This window comes from Rhodococcus sp. SB1D (genome assembly GCF_048573875.1).
GTDB lineage: Bacteria > Actinomycetota > Actinomycetes > Mycobacteriales > Mycobacteriaceae > Rhodococcus_F > Rhodococcus_F qingshengii.
Map to the genome: position 1 here is coordinate 1,025,687 of NZ_JBMAIQ010000001.1, position 19,709 is coordinate 1,045,395.

Annotated in this window: 17 protein-coding genes; 12 read left to right on the plus strand and 5 right to left on the minus strand. The window is 63.4% G+C overall.

What is annotated here, in order from left to right; genetic code table 11:
* Positions 1-29: 29 nt before the first annotated feature.
* Positions 30-1,661, plus strand: a complete 1,632-nt coding sequence (locus ACN50D_RS04815) for an ABC-F family ATP-binding cassette domain-containing protein (protein WP_003944932.1) — start codon at positions 30-32, stop codon at positions 1,659-1,661.
* Positions 1,662-1,721: 60 nt separating this feature from the next.
* On the opposite strand, the gene ACN50D_RS04820 is transcribed toward ACN50D_RS04815, so the two are convergent.
* Entirely contained in the window at positions 1,722-2,288 is a 567-nt protein-coding gene (locus ACN50D_RS04820; RefSeq protein WP_003944970.1) for a TetR/AcrR family transcriptional regulator, read from the minus strand.
* A 180-nt stretch (positions 2,289-2,468) separates the two neighbouring features.
* Positions 2,469-5,270: an aconitate hydratase AcnA gene (gene acnA / locus ACN50D_RS04825; RefSeq protein ID WP_007727883.1), complete on the minus strand. Its 2,802-nt coding sequence runs from the start codon at positions 5,268-5,270 to the stop codon at positions 2,469-2,471.
* A 456-nt stretch (positions 5,271-5,726) separates the two neighbouring features.
* Here acnA and ACN50D_RS04830 point away from each other — a divergent pair, with 456 nt between their 5' ends.
* The 8 genes from ACN50D_RS04830 to ACN50D_RS04865 all read left to right on the plus strand — a co-directional run bounded on the left by ACN50D_RS04830 (position 5,727) and on the right by ACN50D_RS04865 (position 14,435).
* Entirely contained in the window at positions 5,727-6,317 is a 591-nt protein-coding gene (locus tag ACN50D_RS04830) for a DUF6676 family protein (RefSeq protein ID WP_021332993.1), read from the plus strand.
* Between the two features lie 451 nt (positions 6,318-6,768).
* Positions 6,769-8,313, plus strand: coding sequence for an NlpC/P60 family protein (locus tag ACN50D_RS04835; RefSeq protein ID WP_211920185.1), 1,545 nt, complete (start codon positions 6,769-6,771; stop codon positions 8,311-8,313).
* Between the two features lie 150 nt (positions 8,314-8,463).
* The gene (locus ACN50D_RS04840; protein WP_003944917.1) at positions 8,464-9,660 is read left to right on the plus strand and encodes an AAA family ATPase; all 1,197 of its coding nucleotides are present in this window, start codon (positions 8,464-8,466) and stop codon (positions 9,658-9,660) included.
* Positions 9,657-10,649, plus strand: coding sequence for a DUF58 domain-containing protein (locus ACN50D_RS04845; protein WP_003944991.1), 993 nt, complete (start codon positions 9,657-9,659; stop codon positions 10,647-10,649). The genes ACN50D_RS04840 and ACN50D_RS04845 overlap by 4 nt, the downstream gene beginning before the upstream one ends.
* Complete coding sequence (locus tag ACN50D_RS04850; RefSeq protein ID WP_003944878.1) at positions 10,646-11,626, plus strand: VWA domain-containing protein; 981 nt, start codon at positions 10,646-10,648, stop codon at positions 11,624-11,626. The genes ACN50D_RS04845 and ACN50D_RS04850 overlap by 4 nt, the downstream gene beginning before the upstream one ends.
* Positions 11,627-11,696: 70 nt before the next feature.
* Positions 11,697-12,446, plus strand: a complete 750-nt coding sequence (gene fabG1, locus ACN50D_RS04855) for a 3-oxoacyl-ACP reductase FabG1 (RefSeq protein WP_007727875.1) — start codon at positions 11,697-11,699, stop codon at positions 12,444-12,446.
* A 54-nt stretch (positions 12,447-12,500) separates the two neighbouring features.
* Complete coding sequence (inhA, locus tag ACN50D_RS04860) at positions 12,501-13,298, plus strand: NADH-dependent enoyl-ACP reductase InhA (protein ID WP_003944803.1); 798 nt, start codon at positions 12,501-12,503, stop codon at positions 13,296-13,298.
* 84 nt (positions 13,299-13,382) lie between these two features.
* On the plus strand, positions 13,383-14,435 hold the full coding sequence (locus ACN50D_RS04865) for a ferrochelatase (protein WP_007727874.1): 1,053 nt from the start codon (positions 13,383-13,385) through the stop codon (positions 14,433-14,435).
* A gap of 11 nt (positions 14,436-14,446) precedes the next feature.
* On the opposite strand, the gene ACN50D_RS04870 is transcribed toward ACN50D_RS04865, so the two are convergent.
* On the minus strand, positions 14,447-15,055 hold the full coding sequence (locus tag ACN50D_RS04870; protein WP_007727873.1) for a transcriptional regulator: 609 nt from the start codon (positions 15,053-15,055) through the stop codon (positions 14,447-14,449).
* 106 nt (positions 15,056-15,161) lie between these two features.
* Positions 15,162-15,503: a metallopeptidase family protein gene (locus ACN50D_RS04875; protein WP_003944783.1), complete on the minus strand. Its 342-nt coding sequence runs from the start codon at positions 15,501-15,503 to the stop codon at positions 15,162-15,164.
* 77 nt (positions 15,504-15,580) lie between these two features.
* Here ACN50D_RS04875 and ACN50D_RS04880 point away from each other — a divergent pair, with 77 nt between their 5' ends.
* Together ACN50D_RS04880 and ACN50D_RS04885 are read left to right on the plus strand one after the other, a co-directional pair.
* Positions 15,581-16,072 carry a hypothetical protein gene (locus tag ACN50D_RS04880; RefSeq protein WP_030536391.1) on the plus strand — a complete coding sequence of 164 codons (492 nt, stop codon included), beginning with the start codon at positions 15,581-15,583 and terminating at the stop codon, positions 16,070-16,072.
* A 154-nt stretch (positions 16,073-16,226) separates the two neighbouring features.
* Complete coding sequence (locus tag ACN50D_RS04885) at positions 16,227-18,020, plus strand: enoyl-CoA hydratase-related protein (protein WP_211920183.1); 1,794 nt, start codon at positions 16,227-16,229, stop codon at positions 18,018-18,020.
* Here the strand turns inward: ACN50D_RS04885 and ACN50D_RS04890 are convergent.
* On the minus strand, positions 18,010-18,801 hold the full coding sequence (locus tag ACN50D_RS04890; protein ID WP_007727857.1) for a hypothetical protein: 792 nt from the start codon (positions 18,799-18,801) through the stop codon (positions 18,010-18,012). The genes ACN50D_RS04885 and ACN50D_RS04890 overlap by 11 nt on opposite strands.
* 67 nt (positions 18,802-18,868) lie before the next feature.
* Between ACN50D_RS04890 and ACN50D_RS04895 the strand changes: the two genes are divergently transcribed.
* Complete coding sequence (locus ACN50D_RS04895) at positions 18,869-19,696, plus strand: DUF3097 domain-containing protein (RefSeq protein ID WP_211920181.1); 828 nt, start codon at positions 18,869-18,871, stop codon at positions 19,694-19,696.
* Positions 19,697-19,709 lie beyond the last annotated feature (13 nt).

A 19,709-nucleotide genomic window follows, 5' to 3' on the forward strand; every position in this document is an offset into this window, starting at 1 on the left:
GTATTCGTCGTTTTTCCTGAGGAGTTTGCTTGATTACCGCCACTGACCTCGAAGTTCGTGCCGGTGTCCGCACCCTTCTCACGGCTCCCGGGCCTTCGTTGCGCATCCAGCCGGGCGACCGGATCGGACTCGTCGGACGTAACGGAGCCGGAAAGACGACCACACTGCGCATCCTCGCCGGCGAAGGTGAGGCATATGCGGGAAGCGTCGTACGTACCGGTGAACTCGGATACCTCCCGCAGGACCCCAAAGAGGGCGACCTGAGCGTCCTCGCCAAGGACCGGGTTCTCTCCGCACGTGGCCTCGACACGATGCTCCGCGAGATGGAGAAGCAGCAGATTCTGATGGGCGAGGTGCTCGATCAGGAATCGCAGGACCGCGCGGTCAAGAAGTACGGTCAGCTCGAGGATCGGTTCTCGGCCCTCGGCGGATACGAAGCCGAGAGTGAAGCTGCACGCATCACCAGCAGCCTCGGTCTCGAAGACCGCATTCTCGGGCAGCCGCTCAGCACGCTGTCCGGCGGTCAGCGTCGTCGCGTCGAATTGGCGCGCATCCTCTTCGCCGCCTCCGACGGCAGCGGTGCCCGCTCGGACACGACTCTGCTGCTCGACGAGCCCACCAACCACCTCGACGCCGACTCCATCACCTGGCTGCGTGGCTTCCTCCAGAACCACGAGGGTGGACTGGTGGTCATCAGCCACGACGTCGACCTGCTCAACGACGTCGTCAACCGCGTGTGGTTCCTCGATGCCGTCCGCGGTGAGGCCGACGTCTACAACATGAACTGGAAGAAGTACCTCGACGCTCGTGCCACGGACGAGCAGCGTCGTCGCCGTGAGCGCGCCAATGCCGAGAAGAAGGCCGGTGCGCTGCGGATTCAGGCCGCCAAGATGGGCGCAAAGGCAACCAAGGCCGTCGCGGCTCAGAACATGGCCAAGCGAGCCGACAAATTGATGGCGAACCTCGATGCCGAACGTGTCTCGGACAAGGTTGCGCGGATTCGTTTCCCCGAACCCGCCGCTTGTGGCAAGACTCCGCTGATGGGCAAGAACCTCACCAAGGTGTACGGCTCGCTCGAGATCTTCACCGGTGTCGATCTCGCGATCGATCGTGGGTCTCGTGTGGTTATCCTCGGACTCAACGGTGCAGGTAAGACCACGCTGCTCCGCATCCTCGCGGGCGCGGAGAAGGCGGACGCGGGTGAGCTGATCGCCGGTCACGGACTCAAGGTCGGCTACTTCGCTCAGGAGCACGACACCCTCGACGACGACGCGTCCGTGTGGGAGAACATCCGCCACGCCGCGCCGGACACAGGGGAGCAGGAACTGCGTTCGCTGCTCGGTGCCTTCATGTTCACCGGCCCGCAGCTCGAACAGCCGGCCGGAACGCTCTCGGGTGGTGAGAAGACGCGTTTGGCTCTGGCCGGTCTGGTGTCTTCGGCTGCCAACGTTCTGCTTCTCGACGAGCCCACCAACAACCTGGACCCGATCTCACGCGAGCAGGTGCTCGACGCGCTCCGCAGCTACACCGGTGCCGTCGTCCTGGTCACCCACGATCCGGGCGCTGCCGAGGCCCTCAACCCCGAGCGAGTCATCCTCCTGCCCGACGGCAACGAGGACCACTGGTCGCAGGAGTACCTCGAGCTGATCCAGCTCGCCTAACCCCCTGTGCGCCTTTTTGGTAGTGGGAACTACCAAAAAGGCGCACAGGGGCGAAGCCCCTCAATCTCTCCGCCGCACCGATTCCTCGACCAGATCGAGAACCGCTGACAGGTTGTCGACGCCGTGGCCGGAGGCGATTCTCGCGACCAGGCCGTCCATCACCAGATCCAGATACCCGATCAGAATTTCGGTGGGGACGTCGTCACGGAGTCTGCCTGCCGATTTCTGTCTGGCGAGGCGCGCACTGGTCGCTTCCGTCAGTTCTACGGAGCGCTGTGACCACTTCTCGCGGAAATCGGCGTCGTTGCGCAGTCGACGCGCTATCTCCAGTCGCGTTCCCAGCCAATCGAATTGGTCGGGCTGCGCGAGCATGTCCCGCATGACCTGGACGAGGCCCTCTTCGGCGACGACATCTGCCATCCGGCTCGCATCCTCGCTTGCGAGAGCGAGGAACAGGCCGTCCTTGTCCTTGAAGTGATGGAAGATCGCTCCGCGGGACAAACCGGTGACTTCTTCGAGACGGCGAACTGTGGCGCCGTCGTAGCCGTATTCCGCAAAGCAGCGGCGGGCGCCGTCAAGGATCTGACTGCGCCGTGCCGCGAGATGGTCTTCACTGACCTTGGGCACGGGCATCCCTCCTTTGTCGGGTTGCCTGTGAACACTTTCGGCCGTAGGCGCTGAATGTCGACTCAGTGCACAAAGCGCTCACGACCACCGATGAAACCTGGTTCGCCTTCCGGCGAAAGTGGTCGTGAGCGCTTTGTGACCCGTCAGGGGCCGAAAGTGCTCACAGGCACGTAGTGCCTACTAGCCGCGGATCATGTTGCGAAGCACGTACTGCAGGATGCCGCCGTTGCGGTAGTAATCCGCTTCGCCGGGGGTATCGATGCGTACGACTGCGTCGAACACGACCTTCTCGCCGTTCTCGCGCGTCGCCGTGACCTTCATGGTCTTCGGGGTGACGCCCTCGTTGAGCTTCTCGACACCTTCGATGTCGAAGGTCTCGGTGCCGTCGAGCTTGAGCGAACCTGCGGACTCGCCGACCGGGAACTGCAGCGGGACAACGCCCATGCCGATCAGGTTGGAGCGGTGGATGCGCTCGAACGACTCGGTGATGACGGCCTTGACGCCGAGCAGGCTCGTGCCCTTGGCTGCCCAGTCACGCGAGGATCCGGAGCCGTACTCCTTGCCGCCCAGGACGACCAGCGGGATGCCGGCTGCCTGGTAGTTCTGCGACGCGTCGTAGATGAATGCCTGCGGTGCGCCTTCCTGCGTGAAGTCGCGGGTGTAACCACCCGAGACGTCGTCGAGGAGCTGGTTGCGCAGACGGATGTTCGCGAACGTTCCGCGAATCATGACCTCGTGGTTACCGCGACGCGAGCCGAGCGAGTTGTAATCCGCACGCTCGACGCCATGGGAGTCGAGGTACTGCGCAGCGGGGGTACCGACCTTGATCGGACCTGCCGGGCTGATGTGGTCGGTGGTGACCGAGTCGCCGAGCAGTGCGAGGACGCGAGCGCCCTTGATGTCCTTGACCGGAGCCGGATCCATCGTCATGCCGTCGAAGTAAGGTGGCTTCCGCACGTAGGTGGAGTTCTCGTCCCACTCGAAGGTGTCACCCTTCGGGGTTTCGAGGTTCTGCCAGCGGCTGTCGCCCGCAAAGATGGTTGCGTACGACTTGCGGAACATGTCCTGGTCGATCGAGGACTTGATGGTCTCTTCGATTTCCTGCGTGGACGGCCAGATGTCCTTGAGGTAGACGGGGTTTCCGTCGGTGTCGTTACCGAGCGAATCGGTCTCGAAGTCGAAGTCCATGGTTCCGGCGAGGCCGTAGGCAATCACGAGCGGCGGGGAAGCCAGGTAGTTCATCTTGACGTCGGGGGAGATACGTCCCTCGAAGTTACGGTTACCCGAGAGCACCGCGGTGACCGAGAGGTCGTTGTCGTTGATCGCCTTCGAGACTGCCTCGGGCAGCGGTCCGGTGTTACCGATGCACGTGGTGCAGCCGTAACCACCGAGGTAGTAACCGAGCTTCTCGAGGTACGGCCACAGGCCGGCCTTCTCGTAGTAGTCGGTGACGACCTGCGAACCGGGAGCCATGTTGGTCTTGACCCACGGCTTGGTGGCGAGGCCCTTTTCGACGGCGTTGCGTGCGAGCAGTGCAGCGCCGAGCATGACCGACGGGTTGGACGTGTTGGTGCAGGAGGTGATACCTGCAACGACGACGGCGCCGTGGTCGAGAACGAACTCACCGGCGTCGGACTTGACGACGACCGGCTTGCTCGGACGGCCTTCTGCACCGTTGGCAGCAGAGAGAACGTCGACCGCTCCGTCGTCGGCAAACGACAGAACCGCGGGATCGGAAGCCGGGAAGGACTCTTCGACGGCCTCGTCGAGCTGGGTGTGCTCGGTCGGGTGGTTCTCTTCCACGTAGTTGTGGATGTCCTTGCGGAACGCAGTCTTGGACTCCGACAACAGGATTCGGTCCTGCGGGCGCTTCGGGCCGGCGATCGAGGGAACAACGGTTCCCAGATCCAGCTCGATGTACTCCGAGAAGACGGGTTCCTTGTCGGGGTTGTGCCACAGGCCCTGTTCCTTGGCGTACGCCTCGACGAGAGCGAGCTGCTCGTCGCTGCGGCCGGTGAGGCGCAGGTATTCGATGGTCTCGGCGTCGATCGGGAAGATCGCTGCGGTGGAACCGAATTCGGGGCTCATGTTGCCCAGCGTCGCGCGGTTCGCGAGCGGAACCTCGGCAACACCGTTGCCGTAGAACTCGACGAACTTGCCGACGACGCCGTGCTTACGGAGCATCTCGGTGGCGGTGAGCACGACGTCGGTTGCGGTGACGCCGGGCTTGATCTCACCGGAGAGCTTGAAGCCGACGACGCGGGGGATCAGCATGGAGACGGGCTGGCCGAGCATTGCTGCCTCGGCCTCGATGCCGCCGACGCCCCAGCCGAGCACGCCGAGGCCGTTGACCATCGTGGTGTGCGAGTCGGTGCCGACACAGGTGTCGGGGTATGCCTGTCCGTTACGCGACATGACGGTGGGTGCCAGGTACTCGATGTTGACCTGGTGAACGATGCCCATTCCCGGGGGGACGACCTTGAAGTCGTCGAATGCGCCCTGGCCCCAACGGAGGAACTGGTAACGCTCGCCGTTGCGCTCGTATTCGAGGTCGACGTTGCGCTCGAGTGCGTCGGCCTGGCCGAAGACGTCGAGGATGACCGAGTGGTCGATGACCATGTCGGCGGGGGAGAGCGGGTTGACCTTGTTCGGGTCGCCACCGAGGGTGGTGACGGCCTCACGCATGGTGGCGAGGTCGACGATGCAAGGAACGCCGGTGAAGTCCTGCATGATCACGCGGGCAGGCGTGAACTGGATTTCGATGCTCGGCTCGGCTGAGGGATCCCAGCTTGCGATTGCGCGGATGTGATCCGCGGTGATGTTGGCGCCGTCTTCGGTGCGGAGAAGGTTCTCGGCGAGAACCTTCAAGGAATAGGGCAATTTCTCGGTGCCGGGGACGGCCGAGAGGCGGAAGATCTCGTAAGAGTTCTCACCGACCTCGAGGGTTCCCTTGGCTCCGAATGAATCGATACTGGTGCTCACGTCTGCTCCACTCGTCTATGAGGGTCGCTACCGACGGGGCTGTGTCGGCAGCTGAAGCGAGGTACTTCGGCCGGGAAGATCCTCCGTAGCTCACGCCAATCGCACAGTTCGCGTGAGAACTGTCCGAACATCGGAGCTGCAGTAGAACCTGTCCTGACCGGTGGTACCTCTTGGTCCAAGTCTAACAGTACGCTTGTCCTGTGAGAATTCAGGGCAAGTTGACCGAAACAATCTTCATGCAGACTGCGGGCCTGCGCAACGCAGGCTTGGCTGGGTGACCGCACCCACAGCTACCGCTCGGGCGGCACGCGCGGCGGTTGTGTGTGACGCCTGGTGGCAGTCGACCTGAAGTAGGGTGCATGCAGGCCCGTCGCGGGTCGGCCGCCGAAAAACGACCTCGGAAGAACTCCCCGCATCTCAGCGGTGGACGGAATCCGAACAGCACCCGGATGAGAGATGTCTGCTCCTACAAATCACGCTTTTGCGCCTGTGCACGTGAAGTCCCCGTTGCACGTCGCTGTTCCGTCGGACGTCGATCTCGACGACGTGCTCGCGGACATTTCGACGGACGGCGTCTCCGCCCCCGCGGATGATGTTGCGGGGCTGACCGCGGTGGTGACCGACGCTCGTGAACGTGGTGTCGACTTGAGCGTCGTAGTGGTCGACGCAAATCCGGGCCGGCCGTCCGATCTTAGAGACCTGGCCACGACGGTCGGCAAAACAGAAGGCGGAACGGTTCTCGTTCTGAGCCCTGACTGGATGGGTAGCTACAGCGATTCGATCAGTCGAGTGCAGCTCGAAACTGCACAGGACCGATCTTTCGGCGAAAGCGCAAGCGTGACCGCGGACCGCTTCTCGCACGAGATCGTGGCGCCAGGTCCGCCGTGGACGCTTTACACGGTCCTTGTCATCGCAGTGGTGGCGGTTATTGCCGGAATTACCTTTGCCGTCAAGTGGCGGCGAGAACCAGAAAACGCGCAAACCAGACATATCGCCTCGACTTCGGAAACACCAGCACCATCCGACCACCGGGCCGATTCCGTCTGACCTTGGTCCTTTTGCGAGATTTTCAGTAACTCGTCGAAAACAGGTACTCACTGCTGTTTGCGGTGAGTACCTGCCCTTTTTGGTGCCTGCATGCCATTCGACCAGCTCAAATACCGTTTGTGTTATTTGTGGCTAAAGTTTCCAAAGAACGCTTGAGTGTCGTACGGTACAACTGGCACTTTTTGGGGAAGAAGTGTCGCAGACAGGCTGATGTTGTTCGACGCGTACTTGTCGGTTGCCTCGTTCTCGAGGTGTCGACGGTGGCGTTCGTACGACACGTCCAGGTCGACGAGCAGCTCTCGGGCTGTGGGCGACCGGTGCTTGGTCTGCGCATTCCCTCCCCGCACGGATCGGCGACCCAGCGGGCCGTGGCGTTACACGCGAGGGAGAGTTATTTGTGAGGCAAGTAACACGTGGCGGCGAGTCCCGTCGTGGTCCTTCCCGTAAATCGATGCGCCTGGCGCAACTGGTCATCGGATTCGGCGTCGTCGGATCCCTGATCGTCGGGACGCCGGCCATGTCCTCGGCCGTACCGCCACCGCCGCCGAATCCGAGTGACTCGGATATCGCCGCGGCAGATTCGCAGGTCTCGTCGAGCGTCGGCACCGTCAGCGCGCTCATCAATCAAGTCGCATCGGCAAACGAACAGTTGTCGGCACTCGACAACGAAGTTGCGATCAAGCGTGAAGACGTCAACAAGACTCTCGTGGATCTGCAGAACGCTCGCGGCGCCGCAGACTCCGCAGCGCAGGCCGTCGGAGTCACGAAACAAGCTCTGAAGGACGCGTCGGCGCAGATCGAGGTCGCTCAGACGGACTTCGACAGTTACGCACGCTCGAGCTATGTCAAGGGCACCAATACTGCGTCGATCTCGTCGTTCCTCGACGCCAAGGGTCCTGGCGACGTTCTCGACCGCGCCCAGGTCCTCAAGCTTCTCGCCAATACGCAGAGTGCAGTGCTCGACGGTCTCCAGCGAGCACGTACCGAGCAGGCGAACAAGGATTCCGCGACCCGCCAGGCCAAGCAGCAGGCCGATGCCGCCGCCGAGGTCGCCGCGCAGCTGAAGGATCTGGCGGAGCAAGCGATTCAGATCGCGCGCAACGCTCTCGATCAGCAGGTAGCCAAGAAGGCCGCGATCGAAGCCGAGCGCAACTCTGCCCAGGCTCAGCTCGACGCCGCCCGCAACGCCGTCGCCGGCTTGCAGGGTCAACGCCAGGCATACGCGACCTGGGACGAACAGCGCCGCGCCGAGGAAGCTCATCAGAAGGCTCTCGAAGCCGCTGCCAAGGAAGCGGCCGCTCAGGCCGCCGCCCGTGCCGCAGCCGACCAGGCAGCCAAGGATCGAGCTGCCGCACTGGCAGCAGCCCAGCGTCCGCACACCGCGGTCGAAGACCCGACTCCGACCGTCATCCCGGACGACGACACCTGGACTGACGAAGAAACAGGGACCGACGAGGAAACAGGCACGGACGAAGAGACCGGCACCGACGAGGAAACGGTCACGACGCCCAAGCCCACCACCCCGAAGCCGACGACGCCGAAACCCACCACTCCGAAGCCTTCCGTCACCGGAAGCGCTGCAATCGAATCCGTCATCGACCGCGGAATGTCTCAGCTAGGCGTGCAGTATGCCTGGGGCGGCGGCGACGAGAACGGTCCGACGCGAGGCATCCGTGACGGCGGCGTCGCTGACAGTTACGGCGACTTCAACAAGGTCGGGTTCGACTGCTCCGGCTTGATGATTTATGCCTTTGCCGGCATCGGGATCTCGCTGCCGCACTACACCGGCTACCAGTACACCGCAGGCACTCAGGTTCCGTCTTCGGAGATGAAGCGCGGCGACATGATCTTCTACGGCCCCAACGCCAGCCAACACGTGGCGCTCTACCTCGGTAACGGTCAGATGCTCGAGGCACCACAATCCGGTTCGAGTGTCATGGTCTCACCGGTTCGGTGGGGTGGAATGACGCCGTACGCCGTCCGACTGGTGTCCTGACCGTCAGAGGAAATGCCACTGACACCCGCATTGTCAGGGAAGTATCAAGTTCCCGACGTGGTGTTACGGCATCGAGCGCAACTACCTGGAATAGTTGACGGGGAACACGTTACTGTCGGTACTTTTCTAGGTGAAAGCGATGGATTCTTGGTGACCTCACGTGAAGATTCGGTCGGAACGGTCGACGTAAGCAAGGCGAGTGGAAGTGCGGACGGAGCAGCACCTTCCCTGGCAGCCGACGTTCAGACCTTGGAACGAGCGATTTACGAGGTCAAGCGAGTCATCGTCGGGCAGGACCGGCTTGTCGAGCGCATTCTCGTCGGACTTCTCGCCAAGGGGCACGTCCTCCTCGAAGGAGTACCCGGTGTCGCCAAGACGCTGGCCGTCGAGACTTTCGCGAAGGTCGTCGGCGGTTCGTTCTCCCGCGTCCAGTTCACCCCGGACCTGGTGCCCACCGACCTGATCGGCACGCGCATCTACCGTCAGGGCCGCGAGGAGTTCGACACCGAACTCGGCCCCGTCGTCGCCAACTTCGTGTTGGCCGACGAGATCAACCGTGCCCCGGCCAAGGTGCAGTCCGCGCTCCTCGAGGTGATGGCAGAACGCCACGTCTCGATCGGTGGCAAGCGGTACCACATGCCCGATCCGTTCCTGGTGATGGCGACGCAGAACCCCATCGAGAACGAGGGCGTCTACCCGCTCCCCGAAGCGCAGCGCGACCGCTTCCTGTTCAAGATCCTCGTCGATTACCCGACAGTGGAGGAAGAACGCGAAATCGTCTACCGGATGGGCGTCGCGGCCCCGGAGCCGCACCAGATCCTCGGTCCGGAGGAGTTGGTCAGGCTCCAACGCGTCGCCAGCAACGTCTTCGTTCACCACGCGCTCGTCGATTACGTTGTCCGGGTCATCGCCGCCACGCGTACGCCGCGTGAGGTCGGACTCGAGGACGTCGCCGGCTGGATCGCGTACGGCGCCTCACCCCGCGCGACGCTCGGCATCATCGCCGCGTCGCGGGCCCTCGCTCTCGTCCGCGGGCGCGACTACGTAGTGCCGCAGGACGTCATCGAGGTGATCCCGGACGTGTTGCGTCACCGCCTCGTTCTTTCCTACGACGCCATGGCCGACGAGGTGACTCCCGACGCCGTCATCGCCCGGGTGCTGCAGACCGTCGGACTGCCGCAGATCGCCGCGCGGCCGGTTCCTACCGTTCCCGGACCGCCCCAGCAGGGCGCACCGCAAGCACCGCAGTTCAACGCACCGGGCACAGCTAACCCACAGGGCACAGCTAATCCGCAGGGCAACGGCGCGCCGATCGCGACCGCTGAGACGATGAGTCGCCCGCAGTGACCGAAGGCCGCGACGGTGGCCAGGCGACACCCGCCGGATCCACCGGTTCTCCGCCGTCGTTCCGATCCGGCGAGCTCAGCGACCCCAAACTCACCGCTGCGCTGCGCACCCTCGAGCTGACGGTTCGCCGCCGCCTCGACGGTGTGCTGCACGGCGATCATCTCGGCCTGATTCCCGGTCCGGGTTCGGAGCCGGGAGATGCCCGCGAGTATCAGCCGGGCGACGACGTGCGGCAGATGGACTGGTCCGTCACCGCACGGACGACGCACCCACACGTGCGTCAGTCGGTCGCAGATCGTGAGCTCGAGACGTGGCTCGTCATCGACTTGTCCGCAAGTCTCGACTTCGGGACCGCCGGATGCGAGAAGCGCGACCTGGTCGTCGCCGCAGCCGCGGCGATCACTCACCTGACCAGTTCGGGCGGTAACCGCGTCGGCGCCATCATCTCGACCGGCGCACAGACAACTCGAATTCCGGCCCGCGGTGGGCGAATTCACGCACAGGCGATGCTCCGCAAGATCGCGACGACTCCGCACGCGCCGGACGGGGTACGCGGTGATCTGGTCGGCGCGATCGAAGCGCTCAGACGCCCACAGCGTCGGCGCGGACTCGCGGTCGTCATCAGCGACTTCCTCGGACCGATCGACTGGGAACGCTCGCTCCGCGCCATTTCAGGACGGCACGACGTGCTCGGTGTGGAAGTGGTCGATCCGCGAGACCTCGAACTGCCCGACGTGGGCGACGTGGTGCTCCACGATCCCGAGTCCGGCCGGACCAGAGAATTCACCACGACGCCGCAACTGCGCGCCGACTTCGCCAGAGTCGCCGCCGAGCACCGCGTCGAGGTCAGGCAAGCTCTACGTCGTTGCGGCGCACCGCTCATGTCCCTGCACACCGATCGGGACTGGATCGCCGACGTCGTGAGATTCATCTCGGCACGCCGACACAGTTATGGTGCCGGCGCCGGAACTGGGGGCGTTCGTTCGTGAGTCTTTCTCAATTCACCGCACCGTGGTGGCTGCTGTTCCTCGCTGTCATCGCCGCGTTGGTGGTCGGTTACGTACTCGTGCAGAAGCAGCGAGCCAAGCACACACTTCGGTTCACGAACTTCGCACTGTTGGAGAAGGTCGCGCCTTCGCGGCCCGGGCGGTGGCGTCATATTCCGGCGATTCTGATGGTCATCGCATTGGTGTTCTTCACCGTCGCCCTTGCCGGTCCGACGGCAGACAAGAAGGTCCCGCGAAACCGTGCCACGGTGATCCTCGTGATCGACGTGTCGCTGTCGATGCAGGCCACCGACGTCGAGCCGACGCGATTGGCAGCAGCGCAGGAAGCTGCGAAGTCGTTCGCCGACGGTCTGACTCCCGGCATCAACCTCGGGTTGGTCGCATTTGCCGGAACCGCTTCGGTTCTGGTGTCGCCCACCACGAATCGTGACGCGACGAAGGTCGCCATCGACAACCTCAAGCTCAGTGAGCGAACGGCGACGGGCGAAGCGATCTTCACCTCGTTGCAGTCGATCGACACGCTGTCGGCTGTTCTCGGCGGCAGCGACCAGGCGCCACCGGCGCGCATCGTGTTGCTGTCCGACGGTAAGCAGACCGTTCCCGAAAACTCGGACGATCCGCGGGGCGGATTCACCGCTGCCCGTCAGGCCAAGGACAAGGGCGTTCCGATCTCGACCATTTCCTTCGGAACGACATACGGGCGAGTCGAGATCGAAGGAGACCGAATCCCCGTCCCGGTCGACGACGCGTCATTGAAGGAGATCGCCAACCTTTCCGGCGGAAGTTTCTTCACGGCATCGAGCCTCGAAGAACTGCGCCAGGTGTACGACACGCTCGAAGAGCAGATCGGTTTCGAGACGACACGAGGAGACGCGAGTCGACCGTGGTTGGTCCTCGGCGTCGTGTTCGCGACCGCTGGTCTGACGATTGCCCTGGTACGCAGGCAGCGTCTGCCCTGATCGAGAGCAGTTCCGAATTGTCCAAATACCGCTGGTACGCGGCCCGCAGAGAATTGATAGGTTGATCGCCATGTCTACCCCTCCCACGACAGTGGTTTCCGAACGGACCGTCACCACACCTCGCTCGGTGCTCGTCACCGGCGGTAACCGCGGAATCGGCTTGGCCGTCGCACAGCGGCTCGCCGCAGACGGCCACAAGGTAGCCGTCACGCACCGCGGTTCCGGTGTCCCCGAAGGGTTGTTCGGCGTCGTGTGCGACGTCACCGACACCGAGTCGATCGACCGTGCGTTCAAAGAGGTCGAAGCGCACCAGGGGCCGGTCGAGGTCATCGTCGCCAATGCCGGCGTCACCGACGACACACTGATCATGCGAATGAGCGAAGAGCAGTTCACGAGCGTCGTCGACGCGAACCTCACCGGTACGTTCCGCCTCTCGAAGCGTGCGACCCGTTCGATGCTGCGCGCGCGTTTCGGACGGTTCATCTTCCTCGGCTCTGTGGTGGGTCTGGCAGGACAAGCCGGCCAGGTCAACTACGCCGCGTCCAAAGCAGGCATCGTCGGTATCGCTCGTTCCCTGACAAGGGAACTCGGCTCACGTTCGATCACCGCCAACGTCGTCGCTCCCGGGTTCATCGAGACCGACATGACGGCAGCACTGGGCGACGACGTCAAGGACAAGGCCACCGAGTTCATCCCGTTGCAGCGGACCGGAAAGCCGGAAGATGTTGCAGCAGTTGTCAGTTTCCTCGCCTCCGACGATTCGGCCTACGTCTCGGGTGCGGTGATCCCCGTCGACGGTGGACTCGGCATGGGGCACTGACCCGCTTTTCGTACACACACCTTTCTCGTACGTCTGAAATCAGGAGGACATCTCATGGGCGGCTTGCTCGAGGGTAAGACCATTCTTGTCACCGGCATCATCACCGATTCGTCGATCGCGTTCCACGTGGCCAAGGTCGCGCAGGAGCAGGGCGCGAAGGTACTGATCACCGGATTCGATCGTCTGCGCCTCATCGACCGCATCGCCCAGCGCCTGCCGCAGCCCGTGCCGCCGGCAATCTCGCTCAACGTCCAGAGCTCGGAGGATCTCGCCTCTCTCGCCGAGCGTGTGCGCGAGCTGGCTCCCGAGGGTATCGACGGAGTCGTCCACTCGATCGGCTTCGCTCCCCGCTCCTGCCTGGGAAGCCCGTTCATGGACGCGCCGTGGGAAGACGTGGCGGTCGCACTCGAGGTGTCCGCCTACTCGTACAGCGCACTGGCCAAGGCCTTGCTGCCGGTGCTCAACGACAACGCGTCCATCGTCGGAATGGACTTCGATCCGGCACGCGCAATGCCCTTCTACAACTGGATGGGTGTCTCCAAGGCAACCCTCGAGGCCGTCAATCGGTACGTGGCCAAAGAGGTCGGCGTCCGCGGCATCCGCTCGAACCTGGTGTCCTCCGGCCCGATCAAGACCCTGGCCGCCAAGGCCATTGCCGGCGACAGCACCGGTCCGGGCGCGGAGTTGGACAAGCTGAACACCGCATGGGACGGTGCTGCGCCCATCGGCTGGGACGTCGACGATCGCGAGCCGGTCGCCAAAACGGTCTGCACCGTTCTCTCGGATTGGTTGCCCGGCACGACCGCGTCGATCATCTACGTCGACGGCGGCTTCCACGCGATGGTCGGCTAGTAGCACCCCTTCTACTACGCAGGTGAGTACCCGGGTGACTCCCGCCGAACGGCATCGCGCAAGATTGAACTCATGACCGTAAGTATGGACATGCAGTTCGATGCTCTTCTCGTTTTGTCGTTCGGCGGTCCCGAAAAACCCGAAGACGTACGGCCGTTCCTCGAAAACGTCACGCGCGGTAGGGGAGTGCCACCGGAGCGGCTCGACGCCGTTGTCGAGCACTACATGCATTTCGGTGGAGTTTCGCCCATCAACGCGCTCAACCGAGACCTGATCGAACGGGTCGAAGGTGAGCTGGCAGCAGCCGGCGTGGATTTGCCCGTGTACTTCGGCAACCGCAACTGGCACCCGATGGTCGAAGACACCGTTGCCAAGATGCGCGAGGACGGTGTCCGCAACGCCGCCGTGTTCGCCACGTCGGCGTGGGGTGGTTACTCCGGATGTCGGCAGTACCACGAGGACATCGCCCGTGCCCGTGAGGCGGTCGGTGACGGCGCACCGACGCTGACAAAACTTCGCCAGTACTACGACCATCCGCTGGTCGTCGGCGCGTTCGCCGACGGTGTGCGCGCGGCCCGCGCAGAGTTGCCCGAAGCGACTCGCGATACTGCGCGCCTGGTGTTCACCGCGCATTCGGTACCGAGTGCCGCAGACCGCAATGCAGGGCCGCCGGCAGAGGGCGGAAACCTCTACAGTCGACAGGTCGCCGAGGCCGCGAAGTTGGTTGCCGAGGCCGTCGGCGTCGAGGATTTCGATCTGGTGTGGCAGTCGCGATCAGGCCCGCCGCAGGTTCCGTGGCTGGACCCCGACATCTGTGATCACCTGGATACGTTGTCCGCCAAAGATGTTCGCGCCGTGATCGTATGCCCCGTCGGTTTCGTCTCCGATCACCTCGAAGTGGTGTGGGACCTGGACACCGAGGCCAAGGACAAGGCAGCCGAACTCGGGATGGATTTCGTTCGGGCAGCAACGCCCGGCCGCGATCAGCGTTTCGCGCAGCTGGTGCCCACGCTCGTTCGGGAACTGGCCGAGGCCGAGCAGCCACTGCGACTGGGGGTCGAGCCGCTGCTCGGCTCGACCACCAACGGTCTCTCGTGTGCGGTCAATTGCTGCGCGGCCGTTCAGCGTCCCCGCTGACGGTCCGGCGCTCAGGTGTTCGGATGCTTGAGCTTTCCGCAGGGCCCGGGAACGGTGGACGTGCTGCGAGAGGTGAGGAGCGTCTCGACGATCTGTCGATCCTCGGGGCTCAGTGACGGGTCTATGTAGTTGAGTTCGGGCGCGCCCAGTTCGCGGACTCGCCCGGCGAGGGTAGCGACAAACGAGACGCGTTCTTCGTCGTCGTCGTTGACGTCGTGGATCTGCAGCACCGACACCGGAAACTTGCGCAGCGTCACAGGCAGGAAGCGGGCGCCGAGCACATGGTCGACGTTGAATCCCGCCCACTGCCCCTGGTTGGCCTCCACGCATTCGGCGTCGGAGTGAATTGCGCTCTCGCCGATGTACTTACGTGCGGGCAGCATCTTCTTGGGGGCAAGTTCGGATGCGCCCTGCTGAAGGACGGGAAAGTCGCCGTCCGAGTACAACCAGGGCTGGTTGGCCATCTTGATCAACCGACCGGCGTCCAGATCCGGGAGATAGCGAGACTTGAGGAGAAACGCGACGCTGTCGACCGAGATGCCCAGCAGTTCTGCGGCCTTCTGTCGGCTCATCGCGAACGTCGGGGCATTCTTCGGGGCGATCTGGATCAAATTGACCATGCGAACTCCTGTAAGTGTTCAATTGTTGCGGGCTTGGTACAGCTGACATGACAATTCGCCGATTATCAACCTCTAGCTGATTTCCGACTTGTAGATGAGTCGGTTGTCACCATCCGAGTTCACGCAACCGGGGATCTCCGATCCCGAAGTGGTGGCCGATTTCGTGGATCACTGTTCGGCGAACTTGCTCGATCACCTCGTCTTCGGTGCTGCAGATCGCACAGATGGCCCTGCGGTAGATCGTGATGCGGTCGGGAAGGACGCCGGCGTACGTGGTGGTTCTCTTGGTCAGTGGGATGCCCTGATACAGCCCGAGTAGCCCCGGTCGTCCACCTTCGAGTTGAACGGTCACTGCGACATTGGCCATCTCCGCACCCAATTTCGGTGGCAGGCTGTCGAGCGCCCGCTTGACCATGTCCTCGAACTGGCTGTCGTCCACGTCGATCATCTGCCCATTGTGCGTGCGGGGGCGTGACCCGGGTGTGTCCATGTGGAAACAGTGCAGCTTACGGCTATGTTCATTGCGTGGCCGAAGACCTCTATCACCGTTACGAATTCACATTCATCGTTCAGATGCTGACAGTCTCGCAAGAGCAGGCGATCGAAGAGAGCTTGGGCGGAAGGGTCGAGGACCGGCGCGGGCTGCAGCTGCTGACGCTCACCTCGGAAGGTATGCGAGCGGCGACAACGGCTATCACCGTGGTGGACCAGTTGGTGGCTGCAGGCGTGCGTCCCCAGCGGACACATCCCGATCTGGTGTCACGTCAGGACATTGCCGACCGTGCGGGGGTGACGCGGCAAGCTGTCGGGCAGTGGGTGCGAGGGGTCCGGCAGGCGGCTACGCCTTTCCCGATTCCGTACAACTCGGTTGCCGGGGGGATCTGGTTCTGGGGCGACGTCCTGGATTGGTTGCGCCGTCAGGGGTACAGCCAGGACACCGGTTTGCGCTACCCGACGCTGGATGAACATATTCGCATCGACCGCCATATCGCGATCAATCACAAGTCTGTGGGTTGATCGATCAAGCGGTTTGCTTGAAAATAGCTATTGAAACAAACCGACGGTAGGTATAAAGTCCCTAAATACCTCAATCAATCTATCGGTGCGTCGGTCCTGCTCTGGGGGGAGTCTGGTCTGCGTTGCAGATACCCGAGCATGCGAGCAGGAATTCATGGTTTCGACCCCCGAAGTACGACCGATGCCCAAATCGGCCGCGCTCGCGACTTCTGTGGCTATTTCCAGCGATGTAGCAACGGCGAAGCTACGTGAAGGTGTATCGGGCAGGGGCCGTCTGCGAGCGGCGACGGCGGCGCTGTTCCGGCGCTCACGCTCACTTACGACTTCCGCGCCACCGTTGAGCGTGCTTCTTCTCGTCACCTCCGACAACGGTCTCTCGCAGCGGGCCGGTCTTGTTCTTCGCGAGGCGGGACACCAAGTCCGTACAGCCGTCGTCGCCGACGCGGACGCAGTGCTGGCCGCGACTTCTTCGGGAGATTTTGACCTCGTCATCTGCCCGTTCTTGAAAGCCTATGTCCCGGAATCTGTTTGGCAGCGGTGGACAACGATCATCATCCATCCCGGCCCGCCCGGAGATCGCGGGCCGTCGTCGCTGGACTGGGCGATAACGGATGGCGAACCGATCTGGGGTGTCACGGCATTGCAGGCCGCTGAGGAACTCGACGCCGGGCCGGTGTGGGCCTGGCGGACGTTCGAACTCCGGAACGGGGCAACCAAATCCTCGGTATACAACGAGGAAGTCACCGACGCGGCGATGGAGTGCATTACGGAGGTCGTCGAACATTTCCGTACTCCTGACTTCCAGGCGATCCCATCGGACCTAGTTGCGCGGCCCGTGGCTTCGACCCGATCGAGGCCCAGCATGAAACAGGCCGATCGCGTTTTCAGCTGGGAGCAAGACGCGTCGAGCATCGTCCGCGCCGTCAACGCCGCCGACGGGTTTCCCGGCGTCGCCGTTCAGTTGGGGCTCGACCGGGTCTACGTCTACGACGCTCACCTCGATACCCACGTCGACGCAGCGCCCGGCACCATCGTCGAGTACTTCCACCAGGCAATACGTGTTGCCACCGGTGCGGGCTCCGTTTGGATCGGACATGCGCGGCTCGTCGGCGCCGGCAATGTCAAACTTCCGTCGACCGCGGTCGTACGTCCGGACGTGTTCGTTCCACAGGTCTGGGAGAGTCGTTACCCCGAGACCGACTATCACCGCGACGGCGAAATCGGATATCTCTCGTTCCGCTTCTACAACGGTGCGATGAGTACGAAGCAATGCGCGCGACTGACCTCCAGGCTCCGCTGGGCGATCGCGCAGGACACCAAGATCCTTGTCCTGACGGGTGACTACGACAGATTCAGCAACGGTATCCACCTCAATGTCATCGAGGCCGCGTCGGATCAAGCCGGAGAAGCGTGGGCCAACATCAAAGCCATCAACCAGATCGCGAAAGCGATCGTCACCTGTACGGAACAGGTTGTGGTGGCGGCATTCACAGGCAACGCCGGTGCCGGCGGGGTCATGCTCCCGCTTGGAGCCGACGTAGTCGTGGCCAGGGACGGTGTGGTTCTCAATCCTCATTACGCCACGATGGGCCTGTTCGGCTCGGAACTGCACACGTACACACTTCCGGCTCGGGTCGGCGAGCAGCAGGCCCGCAGTCTGCTGGCCGAGTGCAGTGCGATCGGCATCCGTCGAGCCTTGGACATCGGACTTGTCGACGCGATCGGCCCCAGGCGGCCGGATCTGTTCGAGGCGTGGTTGCGCGAGGTCGCCACCGACTTGCTCGAAGGAGATCGGCTGGAATCGATGCTGGAGTGCAAACGTCTTCGACTGGAACGTGATCCGGTGGAGCCCTACGAGGAGCGTGAGCTCGAAGAGATGAAGATCGACATGTTCGGTGACCGCAACGGGTTTGCCGAGAAACGCCGGAACTTCGTGCTCAAGCTCTGATCGACACGCTGTTCGCCGACGCGACACGGGCAGTGCGAACAACGTCCCACAGTCGTCGCAGCAGGTCGTCACGCCTCTGCGCAGTAGACACGCTCGGGGCCTGATTGGTCGATACCGACGCAGCCACGGTGAGAATGGCTGCCACGTTGTCGGCGGTGTCGATCACCTGCAAATGCCGAGGTGACAGTGTCGACGGCCAGCGGTGTCCGGCCTGTGCCTGCAGGGCTTCGGCGACCAGCGTGCGAGCGTCGTTTCCAGGCATTCCGGTGGCTACGGCCGGAAGCCCGCCGAGCACCTCGGCTGCGTCCCGAACAGCTTGGCGCAGTTCGTATTCGGCTTCGCGGAGTCCGATCGATTCGGCGCTGCCCGCCACAGTGGGAATGGAGAAGACCGTCCATCGCAAGACGTCCGGGCCTTCCTTCGACGGCACGAGTCCGACTCCCGGCTTGCCGACGGCGCCGATCTGTATCCCTTCACCCGTTGCGATCGCAGCGCGCGCGAACTCGGTCCCGGTGGGCAGACCACGTACATCACCGGCCGTGGGAAGGACCAGGCGGACCTCGGCAGCCTCCGAGCGCGCGATTCTGAGCAGGGTGGGCACACCGGAAGCCGTGACTCCCGGCCATTCGAGATCGTGGCGGACCGCGGTTTCCGCATCGGCGGCGCCGATCAGGTGCATCGGTGCCCACGCGGCAAGGGCGTCGATGACGTCGTCCGGCGCAGCGTCGCCGGCGAGCCATGACGCTGCCCACACGGTGAGGGTTGCGCTGGGAGAACTCATGACCGTGAAGTTTAGTTCGGCGTGGCGACATGCGCGGCCCCGGCGTTGTGACCTAGCGTGATCCGGCGTGAGCGGTGGCAACGGATACGGTGACATTTTTGCGGGTCATACCCGCAAACAGAAGCGCGTGACGCCTGAAGTGGCGGCCGAGCGTGATCTTGTCGTCGAGGATGCGGCGACGGGATTCTGCGGTGCGGTAGTCGGTTTCGAGCGCACGTACGACGGCGATTTCGTGCGGCTCGAGGACGGTCGTTCCCGGACGCGGTTGTTCGCGATGCGCGAGGCGGCCTTCCTCATCGACGGCTCACCGGTCACCCTCGTACGGCCGGCCCCCAAGCCCGCGTCCACCAAACCCGCACGGTCGGCTTCGGGTTCGACCCGAGTCGAAGGCTTACGTGCACGCACGGCACTGCCCAGCCGGATCTGGGTGGAGGGAGTACACGATGCTGCGCTCGTCGAGCGGGTGTGGGGTCACGATCTTCGCGTCGAAGGTGTTGTCGTCGAACATCTCGAAGGACTCGACAATCTGGGGGAGCGGCTTGCCGAATTCGGGCCTGGTCCCGGCCGCCGCGTCGGGGTCCTGGTCGACCACCTGGTCACCGGTTCCAAGGAAACCCAACTGACTCAGGGCTTCGGCCCGGACGTGTTGGTGACCGGGCACCCGTACATCGACGTGTGGGAGGCCGTTCGTCCCAAATCTGTCGGAATCGCCTCCTGGCCGAAGATTCCACGCGGCGAGGATTGGAAGACGGGAATCTGCCGCGAACTGGGCTGGGGGACACCTCAGGAGGGCTGGCGGCGGGTCTACAACTCGGTCGAGAGCTTCCGCGATCTGGAAGCTCCTTTGATCGGTGCAGTCGAACAACTTGTCGATTTCGTTACCGAGCCGAACTGACGTAGCGGCGGCC

What these genes read in the sequence shown, in the direction of transcription:
- ACN50D_RS04870 (WP_007727873.1), bottom strand. Translation starts at nt 15,055, where the DNA reads ATGGTCAATTTGATCCAGATCGCCCCGAAGAATGCCCCGACGTTCGCG.
- ACN50D_RS04885 (WP_211920183.1), top strand. Translation starts at nt 16,227, where the DNA reads ATGGTTTCGACCCCCGAAGTACGACCGATGCCCAAATCGGCCGCGCTC.
- ACN50D_RS04835 (WP_211920185.1), top strand. Translation starts at nt 6,769, where the DNA reads ATGCGCCTGGCGCAACTGGTCATCGGATTCGGCGTCGTCGGATCCCTG.
- inhA (WP_003944803.1), top strand. Translation starts at nt 12,501, where the DNA reads ATGGGCGGCTTGCTCGAGGGTAAGACCATTCTTGTCACCGGCATCATC.
- ACN50D_RS04865 (WP_007727874.1), top strand. Translation starts at nt 13,383, where the DNA reads ATGGACATGCAGTTCGATGCTCTTCTCGTTTTGTCGTTCGGCGGTCCC.
- ACN50D_RS04875 (WP_003944783.1), bottom strand. Translation starts at nt 15,503, where the DNA reads ATGATCGACGTGGACGACAGCCAGTTCGAGGACATGGTCAAGCGGGCG.
- ACN50D_RS04830 (WP_021332993.1), top strand. Translation starts at nt 5,727, where the DNA reads ATGTCTGCTCCTACAAATCACGCTTTTGCGCCTGTGCACGTGAAGTCC.
- fabG1 (WP_007727875.1), top strand. Translation starts at nt 11,697, where the DNA reads ATGTCTACCCCTCCCACGACAGTGGTTTCCGAACGGACCGTCACCACA.
- ACN50D_RS04890 (WP_007727857.1), bottom strand. Translation starts at nt 18,801, where the DNA reads ATGAGTTCTCCCAGCGCAACCCTCACCGTGTGGGCAGCGTCATGGCTC.